Origin of the sequence: Litorivivens lipolytica, from assembly GCF_014191715.1 — a bacterium.
Classification (GTDB): domain Bacteria; phylum Pseudomonadota; class Gammaproteobacteria; order Pseudomonadales; family Spongiibacteraceae; genus Litorivivens; species Litorivivens lipolytica.
The window spans coordinates 241,141-262,176 of the sequence record NZ_JACHWY010000002.1; the positions used below are offsets into that span (position 1 = coordinate 241,141).

Genomic DNA, 21,036 nt, shown 5'->3' on the forward strand with positions numbered 1-21,036 from the left:
TTAGCGCAGAAACTCGGCGCGGGTTTTGGCGTCCGAGCGGAAGGCTCCGCCGAGAGCAGTGGTTTGCGTGGCGGAGGTTGAATCCATTACGCCTCGTGCTTTGACGCAGTAGTGGGCTGCGTTAATCGATACCGCAACGTCTTCCGTGCCGAGCAGTGTTTGCAAGGCAACCAGAATCTGCCGGGTCAGGCGCTCCTGCACTTGCGGTCGCTGTGCAAAGAAACGCACAAGACGATTAATTTTCGACAGGCCGATCACTTTTTTCGCCGGGATATAGGCCACGGTTGCAACGCCATCGATGGTGATAAAGTGGTGTTCGCAGGTGCTGGTCAGGCTGATGTCGCTGACGCGCACCATTTCATCCACACCCATCTTGTTGTCGATCGCGGTGATCTTGGGGAAGGTGGAATAATCCAGCCCCGAGAAAATTTCATCGACGTACATCTTGGCAATGCGATGCGGGGTTTCGCACAAACTGTCATCGCGAAGGTCGAGTCCCAGCGCCTCCACGACGTCCGTCATCGCACTGCGAATACGATCGTACTTTTGGTCGCGACTCAGGTTGTTTTCTATCAGCGGTGTTTCTAATCCGGCGGTTATCAGCGCATAGCGAACTTCGCGGGCGGCTTCTGATAATTCGGGCACCTCGGTTCTTGTGCCTCGGGATAGGGTTTCAGCGGCTTTCAGTGCAACAGTCATCGGCAGTTCCCAAAAGTGTTTCCTCATTTACGTGCCGAAGGTGAGGGTGGATCATCGCTTGATAGCGTGAATACCAGGGCTCTGCGGCTGGAGGTCTGGGGGAGGACTTTATTTGTCTGGCAGACGGGCATAAAAAAGCCCCGCGAACGGGGCTTGAATATTAAGAGGACTGTTGAGACTTAGAAATCGCCACTGATGGTCAAGCGCGCGCTGCGTGACTCACCCACGGTGACCTGATGAGTGCTGTGAGCGTTCGGGAAATACAGCTCATCGGTCAGGTTCTCGATGTTAAGCTGAACCCGAAGCGTTGCTGAGACGTCGTAGATAATGGCCATATCGGTGCGCGTGTAGCTGGGCAGCTCCGCGTTGTTGCCGCTATCGATAAAGCTTTCATCCTGATAGGTGGCGCCAAGCCCAAGCCCCAGGTTGTTGGTCAGCTGGTACATGGTCCAGATGGAGGCCATATGCTCCGGTAGCTCGCGGGGACGCAGGCCTGTTGGACCAGATTGATTAACAATTTCGCCGTCAAGATTGCCGTAGCTTGCGCTGAGGAACCAGCGGTCCGTCAGCTGACCTTCCAGTTGCAGCTCGTAGCCCTCAATTTCCGAATCCACAACGACAAAGGCATTGGGGTCATTGTCGTCTACCTCTGGTGCGCTTTCCTCGTTCTCGAAGATCGCTGCGGTGAAGCTGAGGCCATTGCTGAAGTCCCACTTCATACCCACTTCACGGTTTTCGTAAGTGTTGGGGTCAAGATCGTTGGCCGCGCCATTGATGTTGGCGAACTGCTCACCGCTCTTTGGCAGGAAGGACTCGCTGTAACTGGCGTAGATCGAGATATTCTCTTGCGGCTTGTACACGATGCCGGCGCGAGGAGACACTTCTTCATCCTTGCGGCTGCGTTTTTCGTTGGCCACAACGTTGTTCACGTCGATGTCAAAGCTGTCAAAGCGAGCGCCGAGCACCACATCCAGGTGTTCGGAGATTTCGATCTCGTCTTGCAGATAAACGGAGGTGACATCCAGTTTCACGCGGGTGTCGTCGTTAATATCAACGTTAAAGTTGTTGGTGGTCACGACGCCATTAGCATTCACACCCACACCGTTTCGCAGGTTTAGCGGACGTTGAATGCTGAATACCTCGTTGTCATCACTCGTGGTATCCCAGAACGCATTCCAGCGATCCTGATCCGACGAAGTATCAATATACTCGACACCGAAGATCACCGTATGGCCGATATCGCCGGTTGCAAATTCCCCGATCAGGTTGCCTGACAGGATCGCATTCTGACGATCTGTGGTATCGACGTAGCCGTCCAGAGTGACTTCGTTCGGGCTAGCGGCCTGATCATAGCTGGAAGCATAGAAGTTTTGATACAGTTTTTCATAGTCGCCGTAAAACGCTGTCAGGTTGCCTTTCAGTGCGTCTGAGAAGCTGTGCTGTACGGTCACGCGGAACAGATTCGCCAGCAAATCGCTTTCGTTGACGTTTTTGTCGCCGAGTACGATGTCCTCGAACTCTTCAACCGGTCGACCATCGGCGCCAGTGGGGATGCCGCGATCGATAAAGCGTTCGTGATTGGCGTACTCGTAAGAGATGTCGAGCGATGTATCCTCGCCAAGCGACAGGCGCAGCGTCGGATTAACACCAAAACGGTAACCTTCATAAAAGTCGCGGTGATTCTTTAGGCTTTCCGCCATCACGTTGAGGCGAAGCGCGGCGTTATCGCTGAGTGTTACGTTGCCGTCAAAGCCAAGGGCGGTCTCGTCGAAGGTGTCCAGGCTCGCCTGATAGCGGGCGAAGTCTTCTCCAATCACACCTTTTTTGGTTACACGGTTCAGTGCACCGCCAGTGCCGCCGCGGCCAAAGAACAAGGCATTCGGGCCGCGCAGAACTTCAACCTGTTTCAGGTTGTAAAGCGAGCGGTAGTATTGAACATCATCGCGGACGCCGTCGATAAAGAAGTCGGCGGTGGCGCGGCGACCACGGAAAACGACCGCGTCGCGGTGACCTTCACCCTGCGAGGTGTTTACGCCGGGGGTGTAGTTGATAATGTCGCCAATTGAGGTGAAGCCTTGTTGCTGGATTTGCTCAGCGGTCACGATGGACAGGCTCTGCGGCACGTCAATGATCGGCGTCGGTGTCTTTACCGCGGTAACCTCATTAATAGAAAGGTATTGGCCTTTAACAATGAGTTCTTCGTATTTTTTCTCGGCCAGAGACTGATTCGCGGCCGCCAGACTAATGGCTGCTGCGAGAGCCGATAGCCCCGTCTTGGATGAAAGCATCGATTATCCCCTTGTGTCACTGGAAGCAATTTTTAGTCGGCAGGATGGTAGAGAAACACGATGACGAATGCAAATATTAATTATTCTCATTTACCCAAAAAAGATGGAAATCTGAGTGAGTCAGCCTTGCTTCCCTTTTATCCCCTCAGTGCCCAAGCATTGTGCGCATTTCCTTATGGCCTGGGCGGCTGAATATGGTAGTTTGTGTTCACCGTTAACATAGTGAGTTGGTCATCATGAGTGCAGTTAAAAACCTCTGGAATTCTCTCAACAGCAAGCCCGGCGGCAAGTGGCTCTTTACCCGGGTTATCAGCATGAAAGCTCCGTACTTTTCCTCCATAAAAGCCCGCTTTGAAAAGCTGGAGGTGGGTGCCACGGAAATCACCCTGTGGGACAAGCGCTCGATGCACAACCACATCGGCACGGTGCATGCGATTGCCATGTGCAACGCGGCGGAACTGGCTGCAGGTATCAGCACCGACTATGCGGTGCCCTCGGACGTGCGCTGGATTCCCAAGGGCATGACGGTGAAATACCTGAAGCCCGCCAAAGGCTTGCTGAAGGTTGTCGGGACTCTGCCGCCCATTGAAAGTGGCGTCGCGGCCGATGTGCCGGTGAGTGTGGCGATTACTGACAAGGCAGGTGACACGGTATTTACCGCCGAGATCATCATGTATTGTTCCCCGAAGAAGGCTAAAGCTGCTTAAAAGAAGAGGAGAAGGGGTATGGCGGGTGCAAGTGCATTAGCGCTGTCGGTGCCGGGGTTATCAGCGCCGATTGTGCAGGCGCCGATGGCCGGCGTGCAGGGCGCGGCTCTGGCTGCCGCCGTTTCCGACGCAGGTGCACTGGGCTCGTTGCCCTGTGCCATGCTCTCCGGCGATGCGCTGGAAGCTGAACTCAAAAAGCTCACTGAGCTGACGTCAAAGCCGGTAAATCTGAATTTCTTCTGTCATCAGCCACAAGAAGAATCTGAGGAGCGCTACGCCCGCTGGCTTGAGCTGTTGTCGCCATTTTTCCGCGAATACGGCCTTAGCGTAGAAGACCTGCCGGTAGGCGCTCAGCGCGAGCCCTTTTCCGAGGCGGTCGCCGAAGTGGTTGCACCCTTTCGACCGGCGGTGGTCAGTTTTCATTTTGGCCTACCTGAACCCGGGTTGCTGGCGCGGGTGAAGTCCTGGGGAGGTCAGGTATGGTCTTCCGCCACAACCCTTGAAGAAGCCATCTGGCTGCAGCAAAACGGCGCCGATGCGGTGATTGTTCAGGGGCTTGAGGCGGGCGGTCATCGCGGCCACTTTCTGAAAAACGATCTCGAGGGGCAGCTGCCAACGCGGGAGCTGCTTGCGCGCTGTGCCGCGAAAATGAGCCTGCCCTTGATCGCGGCCGGTGGCATTGCCACACCAGCCGATGTGCCCGCATACCGCCAGGGTGGAGCGGCGGGCGTCCAGTTGGGTTCTGCCTACTTGCTGGCGGAAGAAGCAACAACGTCGCCTTTGCATCGACAAGCCCTTAGCAATGAACGGCGCTGCGACACGGCCATTACCAATCTCTACACCGGTCGTCCGGCGCGGGGCATTGTCACTCGGTTGATGAGCAGTCTGGGTTTGCAGCACGAAGCTGCGCCGGTTTTTCCGCTGGCTGCCAATGCCACAGGAGCGCTGCGCAGTGCGGCTGAAAAAGTCGGAGACGATACCTTTACGCCGCTGTGGTGCGGTGAAAACGCTGAACCTCGCAACGCCAGTGCGGCCAGTATTACCCGCGAGTTTATAAACGGCTGGGTTTAGAGGCAGGGTTTAGATGCAGGGTTTAGATGCAGGGTTTAGATGCAGGGGCTAGCCCAGCCGCTGTTTCAACAGTGGCCGGAGGGTGGTGATAAAAGCTTTTACCCGGGCATTGGCGGGAATATTAGCTGGTCGCATCAACCAGAGTCCCATGCTCAACTCCTCATCAGGTGGGCGTATCGGGGTGAGCTGGCGGTCACTGTCGGCGAGAAAACACCACAGGTGGGCAACCCCCAGTCCGCTCTTCACTGCAGCCAAGATGGCGTTCCAGCTGTTCACCTCGGCGGGTTTATACACCGTATCTGGCAATTCTCGCGCAATCCATTTGGCGGCCTGGGATTCGGCCAGATCCTTGCCCCAGCCAATCCAGTGGTGCTGGGCCAGCGGCGTTTCCGCCGGTATCCGTTTTAAGTAGGATTTGCTGGCGTAAACGGCACGACCCATTTCCCCCAGAAAATGCCCGCGAATATGAGGTGGGCAGGTGTTACTGACCGCAATCGCCACATCCGCCTTGCGGTGGTTGAGGGCTGCGATGGGATCGAGCGTGTTGAGCAACTCCCAGCGCACTTGGGGATAGGCGAGCGAAAACTGGCTGAGCTCGTTGATAAACTCCGGCCCGAGACCCAGCGGCGCAGCGATCCGCAACTGGCCCTCCAGACGTTCCTCACCGAGCCCCAGTTGCTCCTCAAGCGACAGCAAATCTTTTTCCAGCCGGCTGGCCTGCCGGTACAGCTCCTCGCCAAATTGACTAAGCTGATACTGGTTGTGCTGGTGCACAAACAGCGCCTGGCCGAGGCGACGCTCCAGCTGGGTGATGCGCCGGGCCACGGTCGTGCGGTTCACGGCAAGCTCTTCCGCTGCCGCAGAAAAGGTGCCGCCGCGCACGGCTGCAAGAAAATAGCGCAGGTCGTCCCAGTTCATGCGTGCAATATTGCACGGTATGGGTGCGACTTCAATCGTTTATTTGCACGGTTCTGCTTGCCTATAGTGCGGCCATCGACTTCAGAGAATTCAGGAAATATGCCATGAGCCAAAGGCTGCATAACAAGGTTGCGATCGTTACGGGCGCTGCACAGGGCATTGGTCAGGCCATTGCCATACGCCTGGCCGAAGAAGGCGCTGCAGTGGGGATTGCCGATATCAGCCGCGATGCCTTGAGCAAAACGACGGCGGCTATTGAGGCGCAGAGTGGCCGCGTATTGGCGCAGGCCTGTGATGTGACCGACAGCCGCTCGGTGGTGGCCTTGTTTGATGCGGTGACGAATCAGTTTGGCAGGCTGGATGTGCTGGTCAACAACGCCGGTATCGGCACGGCGCCCAACGATGGTTTTGATCTGTATCAGCAGCGTATGGCTGAGCGTGGTGCCCAGCTGCAGGCGGGGGAAACGCCTACGGTATATGCAGACCACATTCCCGATATGCAGGACGACGGTTGGCTCAAAGTGGTCGACGTGAATCTCAATGGCACTTTCTACGCCTGCCGAGAAGCGGTGCGGCAAATGATCAAGCACAACAGTGCGGGCAGCATTATCAATATCGCCAGTACCTCGGCGGTATCGGGGGAGGGCGGCGTGCATTATTGCGCGTCCAAGGCGGCCATTCTTGGTTTGACCAAATCGCTGGCCATGGAAATGGCACCGCGCAATATTCGTGTCAATGCGATCTGCCCCGGGCCGACTAACACGCCGATCATGGCGAATATATCGGATGAGTGGAAACAGGCGATGGTTGCCGCCATTCCTCTCGGTCGTATCGGCGAGCCCGTCGAGATCGCCAATACCGCACTGTTTCTGGCGAGTGATGAATCGTCGAGTTTTACCGGGCAGACGCTGATGGCGAACCTGGGCACTTATCTAGCTTGAAATTTTAAAGGGAGAACACCATGAGCAAACGCTTGGAAAACAAAGTTGCCATTATCACCGGCGGCGGACAGGGAATTGGTGCGGCAACGGCGATTCGTTTTGCCGAAGAGGGCGCCAAAGTGGTGATCTGCAGTCGTCGTATGGAACCGCTGGAACAGGTTGCCAAAACCATTCGCGATGCCGGTGGCGAATGTACGCCGCTGTCGGTGGATGTGAGTGACGAAGAGGCGGTGAAACGGTTGGTGGAAACTACCGTATCCAAGCACGGCAAGCTGGATATTATTGTGAACAACGCGGTGCTGATGGTGCCGGAAATGATTGGCAAACACAGCACCAAAGGCTGGCGCCAGAACTTTGCGGTCTCTCTGGATGGCGCCATGTTTTTGATGCGCGAAAGCTATAAACAGCTGCGAGCTAACAAAGGCGCGGTGGTGAATATTTCCTCCGTGTGCGGCTTGCTCGGTTCTATGGGAACGGCGGGTTACAGCGCAGCGAAAGCAGCCATGATCGGCCTGACCCGCAACGCCAGCATTGAGTGGGCACCGGACGTGCGCGTCAATGCCATCACCCCCGGCGCTTTTCTGACGCCGGCGCTGGAGATGGTTAACCCGGACGAAGAAAGTCAGAAAGCGACGGGCAAAACCATTCCCCTGAAACGTGTGGGCGATCCGCGCGAATGCGCTAACGCCATTCTGTTTTTGGCGAGCGACGAAGCCTCCTACATCACCGGTATTGTGATGCCCGTTGACGGTGGCCGCACGGCTGAGTTGAACACCGGCGCGGCCTCCTGGGAGGATTGAAATGGACGATAAACTCCTGCATCGCATCGATCGGCTGGAATCACTCGACGAGATTCGTCAACTGGTTGCCAAGTATTCCCTGTCGCTGGATATGCGCGATCTGGATGCCCATGTAAATCTGTTTGCGCCGGATATCCGAGTCAGTCGCGAGTTGAGTGGCCGGGAAAACCTCAAGGCCTGGGTTGATGACACCTTGCGCAATCAATTCACCGGCACTTCCCATCACGTAGGTAATCACATTATTGAGTTCGATGATCCGGATCATGCGGTGGGTGTTCTGTATTCAAAGAACGAGCACGAATGCGGCCCAGAGTGGGTGATAATGCAGATGCTCTATTGGGATGACTACGAGCGCATCGACGGTCGCTGGTATTTTCGTCGCCGCCTGCCCTGCTATTGGTATGCCACGGATTTGAACAAACCGCCGCTGGGCGAGTTGAAAATGCGCTGGCCCGGTCGCGAACCCTACCACGGCGCCTTCCACGATCTGTTTCCGAGCTGGAAGGAATTCTGGGCCAACAAGCCCGAGGGTACCCCGGAGGTGGCCGCGCCCGCGCCAGTTGAACAATTTCTGAAAACTATGCGCCGGGGCACACCCGCGCCAAAAATACGAGTGCGCTGATGAAGCTCTTTACCGAAACCACACTGGGGCGGCTGCAATTGCGCAATCGCGTTGTGATGGCACCCATGACTCGCTCACGCGCCGATCAAGCTACCGACGTGCCGACGGATCTAATGCGCGAGTACTACCAGCAACGCGCCAGTGCCGGCCTGATTATCACCGAAGGCACTCAGCCCAGCGCCGAAGGCAAAGGCTACTGCCGCACGCCGGGAATCTATACCGCAGAGCAGATTGCGGCCTGGAAAACTGTGACTTCTGCCGTGCACGCCGAGGGCGGTCAGATTGTGCTGCAGCTGATGCACTGCGGTCGCGTCGCCAGTTCGGCTAACAAAGGGGCAGGGGTGCGAACTGTGGCGCCGTCCGCTATTACGGCCAATGCAGAAATTTTTACCGAGCAGGGTATGCTGGCAATGGACGAGCCGGAGGCCATGAGCGAAGCGGATATTCTGCAAACCATCGACGATTATCGTCGCGCCACCGAAAACGCCTATGCGGCTGGTTTCGATGGTGTAGAGCTCCACTGCACCAGCGGCTACCTGCCGGCTCAGTTCCTCTCAACCGGCACCAATCAGCGCAGCGATGACTGGGGCGGCTCCCTGGAAAACCGCCTGCGCTTTGTGCTGGAAGTACTGAAGGCGATGACGGGGGTGGATGGTTCGGATCGGGTCGGCATGCGTATCTGTCCGGGCAATCCCTTTAACGATCTGCATGACGACAACCATGAAGAGACCTTCGCGGCTCTCTTGCGGTGGGTTGATCCGATGCAGCTGGCCTACCTGCATGTGATTCGCATGCCCCAACTTGGGCTCGACAATATTGGCCTCGCCCGCGCGAATTATTCGGGCGCCCTGATCGTCAATGAGAGTTACGATCGCGATGAGGCCGAGAGCGCGCTGGATGAGCAAATTCAGGCGGTGTCTTTCGGGCGTCCCTTTATTGCCAACCCGGATCTGGTGCGCCGCTATCGCGAAGGCTTGGCCCTGTCGCAAATGAACCCCAAGACCCTTTACACGCCGGGCGAAGCTGGGTATACCGATTACCCAACCGTCTGATAACCGTGAGAGGGAGGTACGCAGCAGCGTATGTCGCGTCTCTTTGTTGCAGTGCCCCTATCGCAGCCGCTGAAAACGCGGCTGCAGACCATCCAGCCACCCAAAACCCGTGGCATCAGCCCTATGGCGCCCGACAATCTGCATTTGACCCTGCAGTTTATCGGTGACGCCGACCCCGAGCTTGTGATCAAGGCGCTGTCCACGGTGCGGGCAAGGAGCTTTGAATTGCAGTTCACCGAGCTGAGCCAGTTCCGCAACGGCGTCATCTGGCTCGGCGTGAAAGATTGCCCGGAACTGAAAGCACTTCAGCTCAGTGTGCTCAAGGCCTTGATCAAGGCGGGGCTGCCGCTGGAGAAAAAACGCTTTGTTCCCCACATCACCCTGGCGCGCTATAAACGCCATGTGCCGCAACCTATGATTGAAGAATTGATCAAACAAACTGCCGCAGACGTGCCAGCGGAACAGGTCATGGCCTTCAGCCTGTTTAACAGCCAGACGGAGGATGAGGAGCTGGTTTACAAACGGATACGGGCCTTTCCACTGTCATCCTGAATCCTGCGTACAAAGCCTGTCAGGCTTGCGTTATCTCGCAAGGCATTTCGGTTGGAAGAAATCCGTTGTCTAGCGGTGGGCGTAAGACACGAATCAAGGCGACGACCATAACAACATAATAGCTATTCGCGAGGAGCAGTCATGCAGCGCCACATTGATCCCATTGAGACCGTTAACAGTATTGAAGAAAAATCCCGTCGCGTGTTGGTGTGGGGTGCCACGCTGTTTCTAGTAGGCTTGGTGGAGGGTGGTCTGATCCCGTGGTTCACAAACCCGAGAATGGGTTTGTCAGCGCACCTGACGGCGGTTCAGGGGGGCATGGCACTGTTGATCATCGGTCTGGCCTGGAATCGACTGCAACTGAGCGATATGCAGTTGCGCTGGACCTACTATCTGAACGTGGCCGGCATTGTGACCCTCTGGCTCGCGTTAACCGCAGCAGCTGTGCTCGGCACCCGTTCTGGAACCCCTATTGCCGGTGCGGGCTACGGTGCCGGCGCCACAGCAGAGTTCTGCGTGGAGGCTCTGTTAACGGTGGGAGCCGTCTTGGCCATTACCGGGGGCGGTCTGTTTTTCTGGGGGCTGGAACTGACTACCTGGAAATCGCGGGCCAAGAAGTGATGTATTGGCTGCGGCGCCTATTGCCAGGCAACTAACGGCGCCGCACCTGCGTGATTACCAGGCAATCTTGCCGGTCACCACATCCTTCCACATTACAAAATCGCCCCACAGGCTGTAGAGCGGGTTTTTGAAAGTCGCTGGTTTGTTCTTCTCAAAAAAGAAGTGTCCGACCCAGGCGAAACCGTAACCCACCAGTGGCAGCGCCCACAGGAAGGCCCACTGCTCGGTAAACACGGTATAGGCGACCAGTGTGATCACCAGTGTGGTGCCAACCACGTGCAGCCGGCGGCACGTGGTGTCTTTATGCTCGCTCAGATAGTAGGGGTAGAACTCGCGAAAGGACGTGAAACCGCCTTCGGGAATGGTCAGAGTCTGTTTGTTCATGGGGTATCCCTCCTTACTGATCGTAGCCAGGGTTCTGCCGGTCGAGTTTACGCAGCAGGCCAGGCCATGCAAGGCCGCCGAACATGCCTTTCGTCACAACCTGTGCGGCTTCACGCACGCCGTCGAGGATGTCCTGCTGCACCGGGACCAGCTCGCGGTTGCCCGCCAGTGCGCGAACCTGAATCATGCAGGCTGCCTCAAAAATATACATGGCCAGAAAAGCATCGGCGGGTGTGTTGCCGACGGTGAGCAGGCCGTGATTGCGGAGCATCAGAAACACGTTCTCGCCCAGATCATTTACCAGTCGGGGTTTTTCGTCTTCGTTAAGGGCGATGCCCTCATAGTCGTGGTAACCGAGATTGGACAGCACCAGTGTGGCTTGTTGTGAAATCGGCAGCAGGCCTTCTTTTTGCGTGGATACGGCAACACCGTTCAGGGAGTGGGTGTGCATGACACAGTGGGCGTCTTCACGGGCGGCGTGGATGGCGCTGTGGATCGTGAAACCGGCCGGATTTACATCGTAGGGTGAGTCCTGCACCTTGTTGCCATCGGCGTCGATTTTCACCAGTGAAGAGGCGGTCACCTCCTCGAACATCATGCCGTAGGGGTTGATCAGAAAGTGGTGGTCTGTGTTGGGGACCCGCGAGGAAATGTGGGTAAACACCAGATCGTCCCAACCGTAGAGGGCGACCAATCGGTAGGCTGCGGCCAGATTGACCCGGGCTTCCCATTCTTCGGCCGAGACTTGGCCCTTCAAGCTTTCGGCTTTACTCATTGCCAGGCTCATGGCAACCTCCCTTCAAATCTGCAGTCATGTTGTTGGATGTTGACCCTGAGTCTGCGCCAGTCACAACCATAAAACTGTCAAACAATTGACAATTAGGCCCTTGAATTGAGTCAGACACCCTCTATCCGGGAATCCCTTGAAACCAACCTCTGGTTCGCCCAGTTGCCGAGTGATGTGCTGGATAAACTGGCCCGTTGTGCCCAGCGGCGGCGTCTGAAGGACGGCGAGCTGCTCTACGCCCGCGGCGATCAGCCGACGGGCCTGTTTGGGGTGGTAAAAGGGCGAGTGCGTATTGGTGCTACATCCATCGATGGCAAGGCTCTGACCGCGACGTTTTTTGAGGCCGGCGATTGGCTCGGCGAAATCTCGATTTTTGATGGGCTGCCGAGACTGTCTGATGCAGAGGCCAGCGGTGAGTTGGAAGTTCTGATGATCCCGCGTCAGGCCATCCTCGATCTGCTAAAACAGCAGCCGGAACTCTATGCGCCCTTTGTCCAGATTCTCTGCGGCAAGCTCCGTCAGGCGATGGAGGGGCTCAGTGATCTGATGTTGCTGCCCTTGTCGCAGCGAGTCGCCAAGCGCTTGCTGACCCTGGCCAATGACTACGGCCAACCGCATGCGGAAGGGGTGCTGATTGATATGCATCTGCCTCAGGATGAACTGGGCCGAATGCTGGGGGCTTCACGTCAGAGCGTGAGTAAGGAGCTCAAGGCGCTGGAAAAGCGCGGCTGGGTCAAGCTGGCCTACGGCAGAATTATTCTCAGTGACAGGCAAGCCCTTGAATCGCATGTGGAAGAGCCTTTTGGGTAATAGTGCGAAAACACTGTACGTGTTGCAGGTTTGCCGTATAATCGATCAGGCTGACTAAGACTCAGTAGAACCTTGTAAAGCAATTTAGAACGACCTGCCTGTTAGTGCCAGCTGACAGACGTGAGCAACGCACTAGATCTTCATCTTGTTTTTACCAAGTCAATTCTGCGCCTTACCGTCAACACCCAATCTGCGTAACGCAGTTTTTTTGTTTTATTTCGGCAGCAAGCCGAGGAGAAAGTGCAATGTCTAAAACTACTGGCCAGGTAAAATGGTTTAACGAAACTAAAGGCTTCGGCTTTTTGGAACAAGATGGCGGCAAGGACGTATTCGTACACTTCAGCGCTATTCAAGGTTCAGGTTTCAAAACTCTGGCTGAAGGCCAGCGTGTAGAATTTGAAGTTGTTCAGGGCGACAAAGGCCCGCAAGCAGCTAACGTAATGGTTGTATAACCACTTACGTAGAACGACAAAGGCGCTCATTGAGCGCCTTTTTTATGCCTGTTGTTTAGGCTCGCCTTAGAAGTTCTTGCGCGCCGTAATACCGTAGGTGCGAGGCTCACCGACAAAAGCACCAATGCGTCCGTTGCCGCCAGTACCTTGAATCGGTGGTGGATCCAGCTCTACCTGAGTGTATTCTTCGTCAGTCAGGTTGCGTCCCCACAGTTCTACTGACCAGTTCTTGGCAAGATCACCAACGCCTATGCGACCGTTAACCAGAACAAAACTGTCTTGAGCGAAGTCCTGGTCTAGGGATGAATTCGAAAACGAGTCATCGCGGTAGCGGGCATCGATATGGAAAGACGCGCCAAGGGTTTCGCTGATCGACTGGTTCCACGTTACGCCAGCAGTTGCAGACCACAGGGCGCCCAGGCGCTCTCCGGCACGCTTGTTACCGTCGCTGGTCGGAGCGCGTTGATCAATGTTGGAATCATCCGGGTAGCGGTTGTCGGTATACACTGCGCCGGCATTAACGGTCAGCTCGTCGGTGGCCAGCCAGGTTGCTTCGAGTTCGGCACCATTGGATTCCACTTCGTCGACACTGACCGTCTCCAGCGTGACCCCGGTAAATTGGCCCAGCTGATAGTCTTCGAAAGTAGACTGAAAAACGGTGCCGTTAAGAGACATGGTCTGGTTCAGCAGAAAGGTCTTAAAACCGAGCTCGTAGGTGGTGACGGTTTCGGGTTCAAAGCCGAGGTTGTCACCTGTGGGAGCGAGCGGGTTTACACTCAGACGAGTCTGGTTGAAACCGCCGGCTTTGAAACCTGTTGCCGCACTGGCAAAGAGCAGCGTACCGTTTTCCAGCGTGTAGGCCAGTTTCACGGTGCCGGTAAGCTCCGAGTCATCTTTGTCGGCGGTGTAAGTGCCGTCTGCCAGTAAGGGTTGGCTGAGGGCAGAAATACCGCAGATGATAGTGCGAGCGGCCGCAGGTGCACTGGGGTTGGTTGCTACTCCCAGACAGGGGTTGCCATTTGCGGAGAAATTGCTGCGGGTGGTCAGTTCAATATCTTTCTCTTCGCGGGTGTAACGCAGACCAACGGTCAGCATCAGCTGGTCGCTAAGATCAAAGTCTTCTTGGGTGAAAATGGCCATGCTTTTGCTGACTTGCTCGCCTTCGTCGTTCACGCCATCGCCGGCAATGAAGTTGTTGTTCTGGGTGAGAAAGGCGTAGGTGGGTTGACCGAAGAAACCGATCGCGTAGTTGTTCAGGTCGGCACCGTAGCGGGCGGTATACTCGGTTGAAAGTGTTTCATCGGAGTATATTGCGCCCACCAGCCAGCGGCCATGCTCCCAATTCCCTTGGGCCCGAAACTCCTGACTGAACGTTTCAAACTGACGATTTTGCGGCGCGTCTTCGTCCCAGTAGAACAGGTCCGCTCCGCTGAAATCGATGGTGTCACCAATGATGTCCGTTTCCCACTCGCGGTAAGCTGTGATCGAAACCAGTTGGAAGGCGTCAAAGTCGTAATTGACTTCCGCTGACACGCCCCACTGTTCGGCTTCGTCCGCGATTTCGCGGCCGCTGGTTACGGCAATGTTGTGATCATAGGGATCGTCGTTGCTGTCCAGCGCACGATCGTTGCTGTTGTTGAGAGTCAGATTGTTGACGTTTTGCGGGCCTGTTGCCTGTTGCGATGTGGGGGCGCCGCAGCACTTTTCTTCACGCTTGCTGTAATCCACGATAAAGCGCGTTGCCAGACGATCGCTGGGTTCGAAAGCGAGTTGACCGCGCAGCATGTAACGGTCGCGATCGTTGTAGGTTTCGTCGCTGTTGATATCTTCCAGATAACCATCGCGCTGGGTAATGACGGTGTCGAGTCGTCCGGCGAGAACGCCTTCCTTGATAGGCCCACTGATGCCACCCTCGAAGCGTTTCAAGTCATAGTTGCCTGCGGTTAACCCTACATAGCCCTCAGGTTCTTCGAGGTTGGGTCCTTTGGTGATCACGTGTATCAGGCCGGCAGAGGTATTGCGACCAAACAGGGTGCCCTGCGGACCGCGCAAAACCTCGATACGCTCCACCTGTCCAAGTTCATCGATGGCTACTCCGGAACGGTTACGATAAACACCGTCGATAAAAACGCCCACTGACGATTCCAGGCCGGGGTCCGTTCCCAGAGTGCCGATACCCCGCATACTCAGGTTGCCGCTGGCGGATGACTCCGTACTGCCGTAATCAAGGCTGGGTGATACCGAAGTGACTTCGGATACATCCCGAATTCCAGACTGTTCTAGCTGATCGGCGCCATAGGCTGAGACAGCAACCGGGATATCATTCACCGATTGAGCTCGTTTTGTGGCCGTGACGATGACTTCCTCAAGCACTCTTTCAGCGCTAGCGGGTGTAGATAATAAGGCGCCGACCAGGCTGACGCTGGCCAGTCTGGTAAATTTTTGTGACGTCATATAAAGCTCCTGAATAGGTTTCGCGAGTCTGGGTCCGGTCAGACTGCGCAAAAGTTAGCACCTATTACATGTTGAGCTATAAGGGATTTCCGAAGGAGAGGGAAAGGTTTCTCCCTGCCGGGAGAAACCTTAGAGGTTTAGAGGGGCTTCAATTCATTCAGCTCGCGCACGTTGTCGCGCAAAATCCGCTTCTTCTTCGCGTCATCAAATTTCGACAGCTCGGGTACATAATCCAGCGGTGTGGGCATGCCTTCAATGTGAGGCCAGTCAGAACCGAAGATCACCCGGTCGGCGCCCATGATCTCTTCCACCTCGTACACGTCGTCTTCCCAGAAGGGGTTAATCCATACGTGGCGCTTGAACAGCTCGACCGGGTCTTCCTTGTAGTAACCCATGGTGTCCATTCGGTCGCGGGACTGCTTCAGTTTGCGCACCAGATCCGGCAGGAATTCGGCGCCGTTTTCGATGGAGGCAATGCGCAGGTTGGGGAAGCGCTCAAACAGTTTTTCGTAGCAGAGTGTCACCAGAAAATCGTAGGCCGCCCGTTCGATATTGAAGTGTTTGATGTTTGGCGCCCAGGAGCTGAAAGCGTTGGAACCGCCCGTGCTGAAGCCGTCATCCACGTAGCCGTGGGTGGTGTAGCCGGAATCCGAGGCGTGAACGACGACGGTAATGCCTGCTTCGTTAACGCGTGCCCAGAAAGGATCGAACTTGGGGTGTGAGGGCGACAGCGGGCCGTCTTTGGTCCACACCGCCGAGGGGCGCATGCAGACGGTGCGCGCGCCTTGCTTAAGCGCCCACTCCAGTTCTTCACAGGCGAAGTCCACATCGGCCAGGGAAATATAAGGCGAGGCAAAAATACGGTTCTGGTAATTACAGCCCCAGTCCTCGTCGAGCCAGCGGTTAAAGGCGCGGAACTGGGTGCGCACCGCCTCGATATCGTGCTTGAGCAGTTCTTCGTAGAGTACTCCGAGGGTTGGGAATAGCCACATGGCTTCCAGGCCCTGTTCGTCCAGTACCTTGATGCGGGCATCGCGGTTGATATAACAATCGGGCAGGGGCTCGGGATCACTCAGCAATTCTTCGGGCTTGAGTTTGTTGGGGTTGCCGCGCAGAAAATCGGAAATCGCACCGGGCTTGGCGATGGGGTCCCAGGTCGGGTTGGTCACGGCGCGCGATACCTTGCCGCCCACCACGTGGTATTTGCGGCCTTCGATTTCGGCCCACTGCACACAACGCGGGCGCATGTGTTTGGGGACGTGACGGGTAAAGGCGTCGTGGGACTCGTAGTAGTGGTTGTCGCAGTCAAAGGGTTTGTAGCCGAGATCGGTCATGGTCTGCTCCCGAGGCAATGTGGTTCATGCTGAAAACTATACGCCTTACGGAAAACCCTCGCGATGTGCGCAGCGGTCACTTTTCAGTGGCAAAAACGTGCGCGGCGAGCGGCCCCTGATTCCTGTAGAATAGCCGGCCTATTTGACGGTGGGCACCTGCCGCGCCGCCTGTCACCAGACACTGACGATAAGAGACGTATGGATAATTTTGCCGACATTCGGCCCTATCGCGACGATGAAGTTGCCCCCGTGCTGGGCAAGCTGCTGAACGACAAGGAATTGCTCGATACCATGGCGGGCCTGCGGGCGCCGCGCTTGCAACGTTTTTTCCCCAAGCTGGTAAGACCGCTGGTGCGCTCTGTGCTCAAACGCCAGTTAAAGGGCGTGGCTACGGTGCGTCAGTTTCAGCAGATCGTGAAGCTCTACATGGACGACATGATCGAGACCACCACCAGCCGCTTTACCGTCTCCGGGCTGGAGAATCTGTCGCTGGAGCGGCCCTGGCTGCTGATCAGCAACCACCGCGATATTGCACTCGACCCGGCATTCGTCAACTACGCCCTCTACCATAATGGCGGCGACACCGTGCGCATTGCCATTGGCGACAATTTGTTGAGCAAGCCCTTTGCCGCCGACCTGATGCGCCTTAACAAGAGTTTTATTGTTAAGCGCTCGGCCAAGGGGCCGCGCCAGATGCTGGCAGCCTACAAGAACCTGTCGAATTATATTCGCCACTCCCTGACCGAAGAAAAAGCCACCATTTGGCTGGCTCAGCGCGAGGGGCGGGCAAAAGACGGTATCGATGAAACGGAACCGGCCATTATCAAAATGCTGTGCATGAGCCAGCAGAAAAGCGAAGAAACCTTTACCGACTTCATCAAAACGCTGGGCATTGTGCCGGTGGCCATTTCATACGAATGGGACCCCTGCGACGCGGCCAAAGCGCGTGAGCTGACCCTGCGTGAACAGGATGGCGACTACCAGAAAGCTGAGTTTGAAGACCTGCAAAGCATCGCGCTGGGTATTCGCGGCCAGAAAGGCCGGGTGCACGTGCATTTTGGTGAGCCCCTGGATCAGGATTTCAGCACTCCTAACGAGGTGGCTGAGGCCATCGACTGCCAGATTGTGCAGGAATACCGCCTGCAGCCGAGTAACATCTGGGCCTATGAGCAGCAGACCGGACGCAATGACTGGCAGCAGTTGCCCAAGGAAGTGCTGACCGAGTTGGGGCCGATGAATGATGACTCCAAATCGGCCTTCGAGGCGCGTCTGGCAGCGATCCCGGAAGGTCATCGCGCCAAGGCACTGGCGATTTACGCCAACCCGGTGATCGCCAAACTGGCGCAGCGGGAGACGGCCTGAGGGTGGTAGACGACAGCCTCAAACAGGAAATTCAGGCGGCCTATACCGGTTTTCTGAATTCCAAAGGCCTCAAGGCGCGCTACGGTCAGCGTTTGATGATCGCGCATATTGCGCGAACACTGTCCGCGATTCCGACCGATGACGCCGGCCAGCGCAAGGGGGGCAAGCCCCTGGCGGTGGTGGAGGCAGGCACCGGTACTGGCAAAACACTCGCCTACCTGATCGCGGCCCTGCCTATCGCCCGCGCCCGCCGCAAAACCTTAGTGGTATCGACCGCGACCGTGGCCCTGCAGGAGCAGATTCTGCTGCGGGATATTCCCGACATTATGGAACACTCCGGCCTCGAGTTTGATTACGCTCTGGCCAAGGGGCGCCAGCGCTACCTCTGTCACGCCCGGCTTGATCAGCAACTGTCCGGTGGCGGCGCTCAGAACCAACTGCTCTACCCGGATGAAGTGGCGGCCCAGCCCGCCGTGCAGGAAGTCAAACTATTCCAGAGTATGGCGGATGCCCTGGCGCGGAACAGCTGGGATGGTGACCGGGATCAGTGGCCGGACGCCGTCGACGACGAGGCCTGGCAGCGGGTCACCACGGAACCGGCTCAATGCACCGGGCGGCGCTGCAGCTTTATCCGTGAGTGCGCTTTCTTCCGCGCGCGAGAAAACCTGCTGGACGTGGATGTGATTGTCGCCAACCACGATTTGGTACTGGCTGATCTGGCACTGGGCGGCGGCGCTATCCTGCCGCCGCCGGAAGATGTGATTTATGTGTTTGATGAAGCCCATCACTTGCCAGACAAAGTGATTAATCACTTCAGCTTCCAGCTGCGCTTCTTTTCCACCGAGCGCTGGCTGGACCAGACCCTGCGCGCGGTGCGCGGCATGGCTGAGCAGTTGCCCCAAGGCGAGCAGCGAGCGCTGATCGATGGCTTGGCAGGGCAAATGTCAGCCCTGCTGGAACTGCAACGCGAAGCGGCGCCGCTGATCTCCTCCATCGTAAATGAGGGGCTTGAGGCCAGAGGCGGTGGTGACGTGCTGCGCTTTGAGCACGGCCTGATTCCGGATTTACTGCGACGCCAAGCTACGGAGTTGATGCAAGGCTACAGTGGCGTGCTGGCGGAAGTGGATGATGTGCAGGAAGCCCTCGAAGACGCTCTGGACAAGCGCAGCAAAAACATCGACCGCGAGGTGCTGGAACAGTGGCTTGCGGCTGTAGCGACCATACAGCGCCGAATAGAGAGTCAGATGGGGCTGTGGCGCAATTATCAGAACGCGAGTGAGGAGGAAAACCCACCGCTGGCGCGCTGGGTGAAGATGGTTGAGGGCATGAGTGCTGCCGGCGATATGGATCTGTGTTGTAGTCCCATTCTGGCCGCCAATACCCTGATCAGCACCCTTTGGAAGCGTTGCTACGGCGCGGTATTAACCTCTGCGACCCTGACCGCGCTGGGCGAGTTTGAACGCCTGTCCATGCGCGCCGGTTTGGCGGATATCAGTGAGTGCGCGGTGGTGCCCAGCCCCTTTATCCACCAGGAAAAAGCCGAACTGCGGGTGCCTGCGATGCCCTGCGACGCGGGTGATGCCTTGGCGCATACCGAAGCCCTGATCGCGATGATGCCCGAGCTGCTCAAGCAGGAGCGCGGAACGCTGGCCCTGTTTGCCTCCTGGCGGCAGATGCTGGCGGTCTACGAGGGGCTGCCAGCAGCGCTTCAGGAACAGGTGATCAAGCAGGGCGATTACTCCAAGCACGAGATGATCAAGCAGCATTGTGAACGGGTGGATCAGGGCGGCTACAGCACCTTGTTCGGGCTGGCCAGTTTTGCTGAGGGGGTCGATCTGCCGGGAGATTACTGCCGGCACGTGATCATCGCCAAGCTGCCTTTTGCGCCACCGGATGATCCAGTAGAACAGGCATTGGCGGAGTGGATCGAAAAGAACAAAGGCAATGCCTTTATGGAGATTTCAGTGCCAGACGCGGCGCTGAAGCTAGTGCAGGCCAGCGGCCGCTTGCTGCGCAAGGAAAGCGACAGTGGTCATATTACCCTGCTGGATCGGCGCGTTCTCACTCGCCGCTACGGCCAGAAGATGCTGGATTCCCTGCCGCCCTTCCGGCGAGTGTTCGAGTCTTGAGTTAGCTGTAATAGGCCATGAACGACTATCAGGAAATCGCCTCGCTGCTGATCGACCTTGAGGCCATTTTGCGCAACCGCGGACTGTGGGCCAGTGAGCCGCCGTCGGACGAAGCACTCGCCAGTGTTGAACCCTTTTGCGTTGATACGCTGGAGCTTCAGGAATGGCTACAGTTTATCTTTATACCGCGCATCTATTGGCTGATCGATGCGGAGGCTGCGATGCCCGCCAAGTGTGAGATCAAACCGGTGGTGGAAGAGGCTCTGGATAATCCGGGTGAGGCGTTATTGCGGGTTATCGGTCAGCTCGATGACGCGATAACCCGTGCGCCGTAGGCGAGTTGTGAGGGTTTAGCTTTCGGTCTTCAGTGCCATCGACATGCGCACCAGCTGGGCCAGAGATTTCGCGCCCATTTTCTCCATAACGCGGGCCCGGTGAATTTCAACCGTGCGCTGGCTGATATCCAGATCAATGGCAATTACTTTGTTGGCTTTGCCATCCACCATCATGTCCATGACTTCGCGTTCGCGCGGGGTCAGTTCTTCATGGCGTTCTTTAATTACCTTAACTTCCTTCAGCTCGTGACGGTGCTCTGCATCTTGGGCTATCGCTTTTTGAATTTTGTCGAGTAGATCCTGTTCGCGATAAGGCTTCTGGACAAAATCGACAGCGCCCTGCTGCATGGCTTCTACCGCCATCGGAACATCGCCGTGGCCGGTGACAAAAATGATCGGGAGGATGGACATCATGGCATTGAGTTTGCGCTGCAACTCCATGCCATTCATGCCGGGCATGCGGATGTCCAGCACTATACAGCCGGGGCGTTCCGGGTCGTAGGCTTCAAGAAAGGTGTCGGCACGTTCAAACGCTTCAACTTTGTGGCCGAGCGACTCCAGCATCAGCTTTAGGGAGTCACGCACTGCCTCATCATCTTCTACAATGAAGACAGTTGCTTCTTCTGCATCCATGGAGCACCCCTTTGTTCGAGCTATTCATAGTCATTGTAGCTTCTAAAAATAGCAGGTAAAGCAAACATTTGCGTGATTTTTTTCA

General features: G+C 56.5%; 21 protein-coding genes. 13 read left to right on the forward strand and 8 right to left on the reverse strand.

Annotated elements, in window-relative coordinates; translation table 11 throughout:
* Positions 1–699, reverse strand: a complete 699-nt coding sequence (gene folE, locus FHR99_RS09550) for a GTP cyclohydrolase I FolE (RefSeq protein ID WP_183410429.1) — start codon at positions 697–699, stop codon at positions 1–3.
* A 179-nt stretch (positions 700–878) separates the two neighbouring features.
* The gene (locus tag FHR99_RS09555; protein WP_183410430.1) at positions 879–2,987 is read right to left on the reverse strand and encodes a TonB-dependent receptor; all 2,109 of its coding nucleotides are present in this window, start codon (positions 2,985–2,987) and stop codon (positions 879–881) included.
* Positions 2,988–3,223: 236 nt separating this feature from the next.
* Here FHR99_RS09555 and FHR99_RS09560 point away from each other — a divergent pair, with 236 nt between their 5' ends.
* A complete protein-coding gene (locus tag FHR99_RS09560) occupies positions 3,224–3,694 on the forward strand; it encodes a hotdog fold domain-containing protein (protein WP_183410431.1) in 471 nt (156 codons plus the stop codon).
* An 18-nt stretch (positions 3,695–3,712) separates the two neighbouring features.
* Positions 3,713–4,765 carry an NAD(P)H-dependent flavin oxidoreductase gene (locus FHR99_RS09565; RefSeq protein ID WP_183410432.1) on the forward strand — a complete coding sequence of 351 codons (1,053 nt, stop codon included), beginning with the start codon at positions 3,713–3,715 and terminating at the stop codon, positions 4,763–4,765.
* A gap of 48 nt (positions 4,766–4,813) precedes the next feature.
* Here FHR99_RS09565 and FHR99_RS09570 read toward each other — a convergent pair whose 3' ends face one another.
* The gene (locus tag FHR99_RS09570) at positions 4,814–5,683 is read right to left on the reverse strand and encodes a LysR family transcriptional regulator (RefSeq protein WP_183410433.1); all 870 of its coding nucleotides are present in this window, start codon (positions 5,681–5,683) and stop codon (positions 4,814–4,816) included.
* Positions 5,684–5,787: 104 nt separating this feature from the next.
* Between FHR99_RS09570 and FHR99_RS09575 the strand changes: the two genes are divergently transcribed.
* The 6 genes from FHR99_RS09575 (at position 5,788) to FHR99_RS09600 (ending at position 10,271) form a co-directional block, all read left to right on the forward strand.
* On the forward strand, positions 5,788–6,624 hold the full coding sequence (locus tag FHR99_RS09575) for an SDR family NAD(P)-dependent oxidoreductase (protein WP_183410434.1): 837 nt from the start codon (positions 5,788–5,790) through the stop codon (positions 6,622–6,624).
* Between the two features lie 20 nt (positions 6,625–6,644).
* Positions 6,645–7,424 (forward strand): SDR family NAD(P)-dependent oxidoreductase, encoded by a 780-nt coding sequence (locus FHR99_RS09580; protein WP_183410435.1) that lies wholly within the window; start codon positions 6,645–6,647, stop codon positions 7,422–7,424.
* A gap of 1 nt (position 7,425) precedes the next feature.
* On the forward strand, positions 7,426–8,046 hold the full coding sequence (locus tag FHR99_RS09585; RefSeq protein ID WP_183410436.1) for a nuclear transport factor 2 family protein: 621 nt from the start codon (positions 7,426–7,428) through the stop codon (positions 8,044–8,046).
* The gene (locus tag FHR99_RS09590) at positions 8,043–9,098 is read left to right on the forward strand and encodes an alkene reductase (RefSeq protein ID WP_425488624.1); all 1,056 of its coding nucleotides are present in this window, start codon (positions 8,043–8,045) and stop codon (positions 9,096–9,098) included. Before FHR99_RS09585 ends, FHR99_RS09590 begins: the two co-directional genes overlap by 4 nt.
* A 30-nt stretch (positions 9,099–9,128) precedes the next feature.
* Complete coding sequence (thpR, locus tag FHR99_RS09595) at positions 9,129–9,650, forward strand: RNA 2',3'-cyclic phosphodiesterase (RefSeq protein WP_183410438.1); 522 nt, start codon at positions 9,129–9,131, stop codon at positions 9,648–9,650.
* A 141-nt stretch (positions 9,651–9,791) separates the two neighbouring features.
* Positions 9,792–10,271 carry a hypothetical protein gene (locus FHR99_RS09600; protein ID WP_183410439.1) on the forward strand — a complete coding sequence of 160 codons (480 nt, stop codon included), beginning with the start codon at positions 9,792–9,794 and terminating at the stop codon, positions 10,269–10,271.
* A gap of 54 nt (positions 10,272–10,325) precedes the next feature.
* Here the strand turns inward: FHR99_RS09600 and FHR99_RS09605 are convergent, their stop codons facing one another.
* Complete coding sequence (locus tag FHR99_RS09605; RefSeq protein ID WP_183410440.1) at positions 10,326–10,655, reverse strand: Mpo1-like protein; 330 nt, start codon at positions 10,653–10,655, stop codon at positions 10,326–10,328.
* Positions 10,656–10,668: 13 nt separating this feature from the next.
* Complete coding sequence (locus tag FHR99_RS09610; RefSeq protein ID WP_246386707.1) at positions 10,669–11,442, reverse strand: class II aldolase/adducin family protein; 774 nt, start codon at positions 11,440–11,442, stop codon at positions 10,669–10,671.
* 105 nt (positions 11,443–11,547) lie between these two features.
* Between FHR99_RS09610 and FHR99_RS09615 the strand changes: the two genes are divergently transcribed.
* Together FHR99_RS09615 and cspE are read left to right on the forward strand one after the other, a co-directional pair.
* Positions 11,548–12,252 (forward strand): Crp/Fnr family transcriptional regulator, encoded by a 705-nt coding sequence (locus FHR99_RS09615; RefSeq protein ID WP_183410441.1) that lies wholly within the window; start codon positions 11,548–11,550, stop codon positions 12,250–12,252.
* Between the two features lie 245 nt (positions 12,253–12,497).
* Positions 12,498–12,704, forward strand: coding sequence for a transcription antiterminator/RNA stability regulator CspE (cspE, locus tag FHR99_RS09620; RefSeq protein ID WP_183410442.1), 207 nt, complete (start codon positions 12,498–12,500; stop codon positions 12,702–12,704).
* 66 nt (positions 12,705–12,770) lie between these two features.
* On the opposite strand, the gene FHR99_RS09625 is transcribed toward cspE, so the two are convergent.
* The gene (locus tag FHR99_RS09625; protein WP_183410443.1) at positions 12,771–15,158 is read right to left on the reverse strand and encodes a TonB-dependent receptor; all 2,388 of its coding nucleotides are present in this window, start codon (positions 15,156–15,158) and stop codon (positions 12,771–12,773) included.
* Between the two features lie 137 nt (positions 15,159–15,295).
* Positions 15,296–16,492 carry an amidohydrolase family protein gene (locus tag FHR99_RS09630; protein ID WP_183410444.1) on the reverse strand — a complete coding sequence of 399 codons (1,197 nt, stop codon included), beginning with the start codon at positions 16,490–16,492 and terminating at the stop codon, positions 15,296–15,298.
* A gap of 198 nt (positions 16,493–16,690) precedes the next feature.
* On the opposite strand from FHR99_RS09630, the gene FHR99_RS09635 reads away from it, so the two are divergent.
* The 3 genes from FHR99_RS09635 to FHR99_RS09645 are packed head-to-tail and all read left to right on the forward strand — an operon-like array spanning position 16,691 to position 20,318.
* Positions 16,691–17,854, forward strand: a complete 1,164-nt coding sequence (locus tag FHR99_RS09635; RefSeq protein WP_183410445.1) for a 1-acyl-sn-glycerol-3-phosphate acyltransferase — start codon at positions 16,691–16,693, stop codon at positions 17,852–17,854.
* A 2-nt stretch (positions 17,855–17,856) separates the two neighbouring features.
* A complete protein-coding gene (gene dinG, locus FHR99_RS09640; protein WP_183410446.1) occupies positions 17,857–19,983 on the forward strand; it encodes an ATP-dependent DNA helicase DinG in 2,127 nt (708 codons plus the stop codon).
* Between the two features lie 17 nt (positions 19,984–20,000).
* Positions 20,001–20,318, forward strand: a complete 318-nt coding sequence (locus FHR99_RS09645; RefSeq protein WP_183410447.1) for a YqcC family protein — start codon at positions 20,001–20,003, stop codon at positions 20,316–20,318.
* Positions 20,319–20,333: 15 nt separating this feature from the next.
* Here the strand turns inward: FHR99_RS09645 and fixJ are convergent, their stop codons facing one another.
* Positions 20,334–20,951, reverse strand: a complete 618-nt coding sequence (fixJ, locus tag FHR99_RS09650; RefSeq protein WP_183410448.1) for a response regulator FixJ — start codon at positions 20,949–20,951, stop codon at positions 20,334–20,336.
* Positions 20,952–21,036: the final 85 nt, after the last annotated feature.

Coding starts and splice junctions, on each gene's coding strand:
- folE (WP_183410429.1), bottom strand. CDS start 699: ATGACTGTTGCACTGAAAGCCGCTGAAACCCTATCCCGAGGCACAAGA.
- FHR99_RS09555 (WP_183410430.1), bottom strand. CDS start 2,987: ATGCTTTCATCCAAGACGGGGCTATCGGCTCTCGCAGCAGCCATTAGT.
- FHR99_RS09560 (WP_183410431.1), top strand. CDS start 3,224: ATGAGTGCAGTTAAAAACCTCTGGAATTCTCTCAACAGCAAGCCCGGC.
- FHR99_RS09565 (WP_183410432.1), top strand. CDS start 3,713: ATGGCGGGTGCAAGTGCATTAGCGCTGTCGGTGCCGGGGTTATCAGCG.
- FHR99_RS09570 (WP_183410433.1), bottom strand. CDS start 5,683: ATGAACTGGGACGACCTGCGCTATTTTCTTGCAGCCGTGCGCGGCGGC.
- FHR99_RS09575 (WP_183410434.1), top strand. CDS start 5,788: ATGAGCCAAAGGCTGCATAACAAGGTTGCGATCGTTACGGGCGCTGCA.
- FHR99_RS09580 (WP_183410435.1), top strand. CDS start 6,645: ATGAGCAAACGCTTGGAAAACAAAGTTGCCATTATCACCGGCGGCGGA.
- FHR99_RS09585 (WP_183410436.1), top strand. CDS start 7,426: ATGGACGATAAACTCCTGCATCGCATCGATCGGCTGGAATCACTCGAC.
- thpR (WP_183410438.1), top strand. CDS start 9,129: ATGTCGCGTCTCTTTGTTGCAGTGCCCCTATCGCAGCCGCTGAAAACG.
- FHR99_RS09600 (WP_183410439.1), top strand. CDS start 9,792: ATGCAGCGCCACATTGATCCCATTGAGACCGTTAACAGTATTGAAGAA.
- FHR99_RS09605 (WP_183410440.1), bottom strand. CDS start 10,655: ATGAACAAACAGACTCTGACCATTCCCGAAGGCGGTTTCACGTCCTTT.
- FHR99_RS09610 (WP_246386707.1), bottom strand. CDS start 11,442: ATGAGCCTGGCAATGAGTAAAGCCGAAAGCTTGAAGGGCCAAGTCTCG.
- cspE (WP_183410442.1), top strand. CDS start 12,498: ATGTCTAAAACTACTGGCCAGGTAAAATGGTTTAACGAAACTAAAGGC.
- FHR99_RS09625 (WP_183410443.1), bottom strand. CDS start 15,158: ATGACGTCACAAAAATTTACCAGACTGGCCAGCGTCAGCCTGGTCGGC.
- FHR99_RS09630 (WP_183410444.1), bottom strand. CDS start 16,492: ATGACCGATCTCGGCTACAAACCCTTTGACTGCGACAACCACTACTAC.
- FHR99_RS09635 (WP_183410445.1), top strand. CDS start 16,691: ATGGATAATTTTGCCGACATTCGGCCCTATCGCGACGATGAAGTTGCC.
- FHR99_RS09645 (WP_183410447.1), top strand. CDS start 20,001: ATGAACGACTATCAGGAAATCGCCTCGCTGCTGATCGACCTTGAGGCC.
- fixJ (WP_183410448.1), bottom strand. CDS start 20,951: ATGGATGCAGAAGAAGCAACTGTCTTCATTGTAGAAGATGATGAGGCA.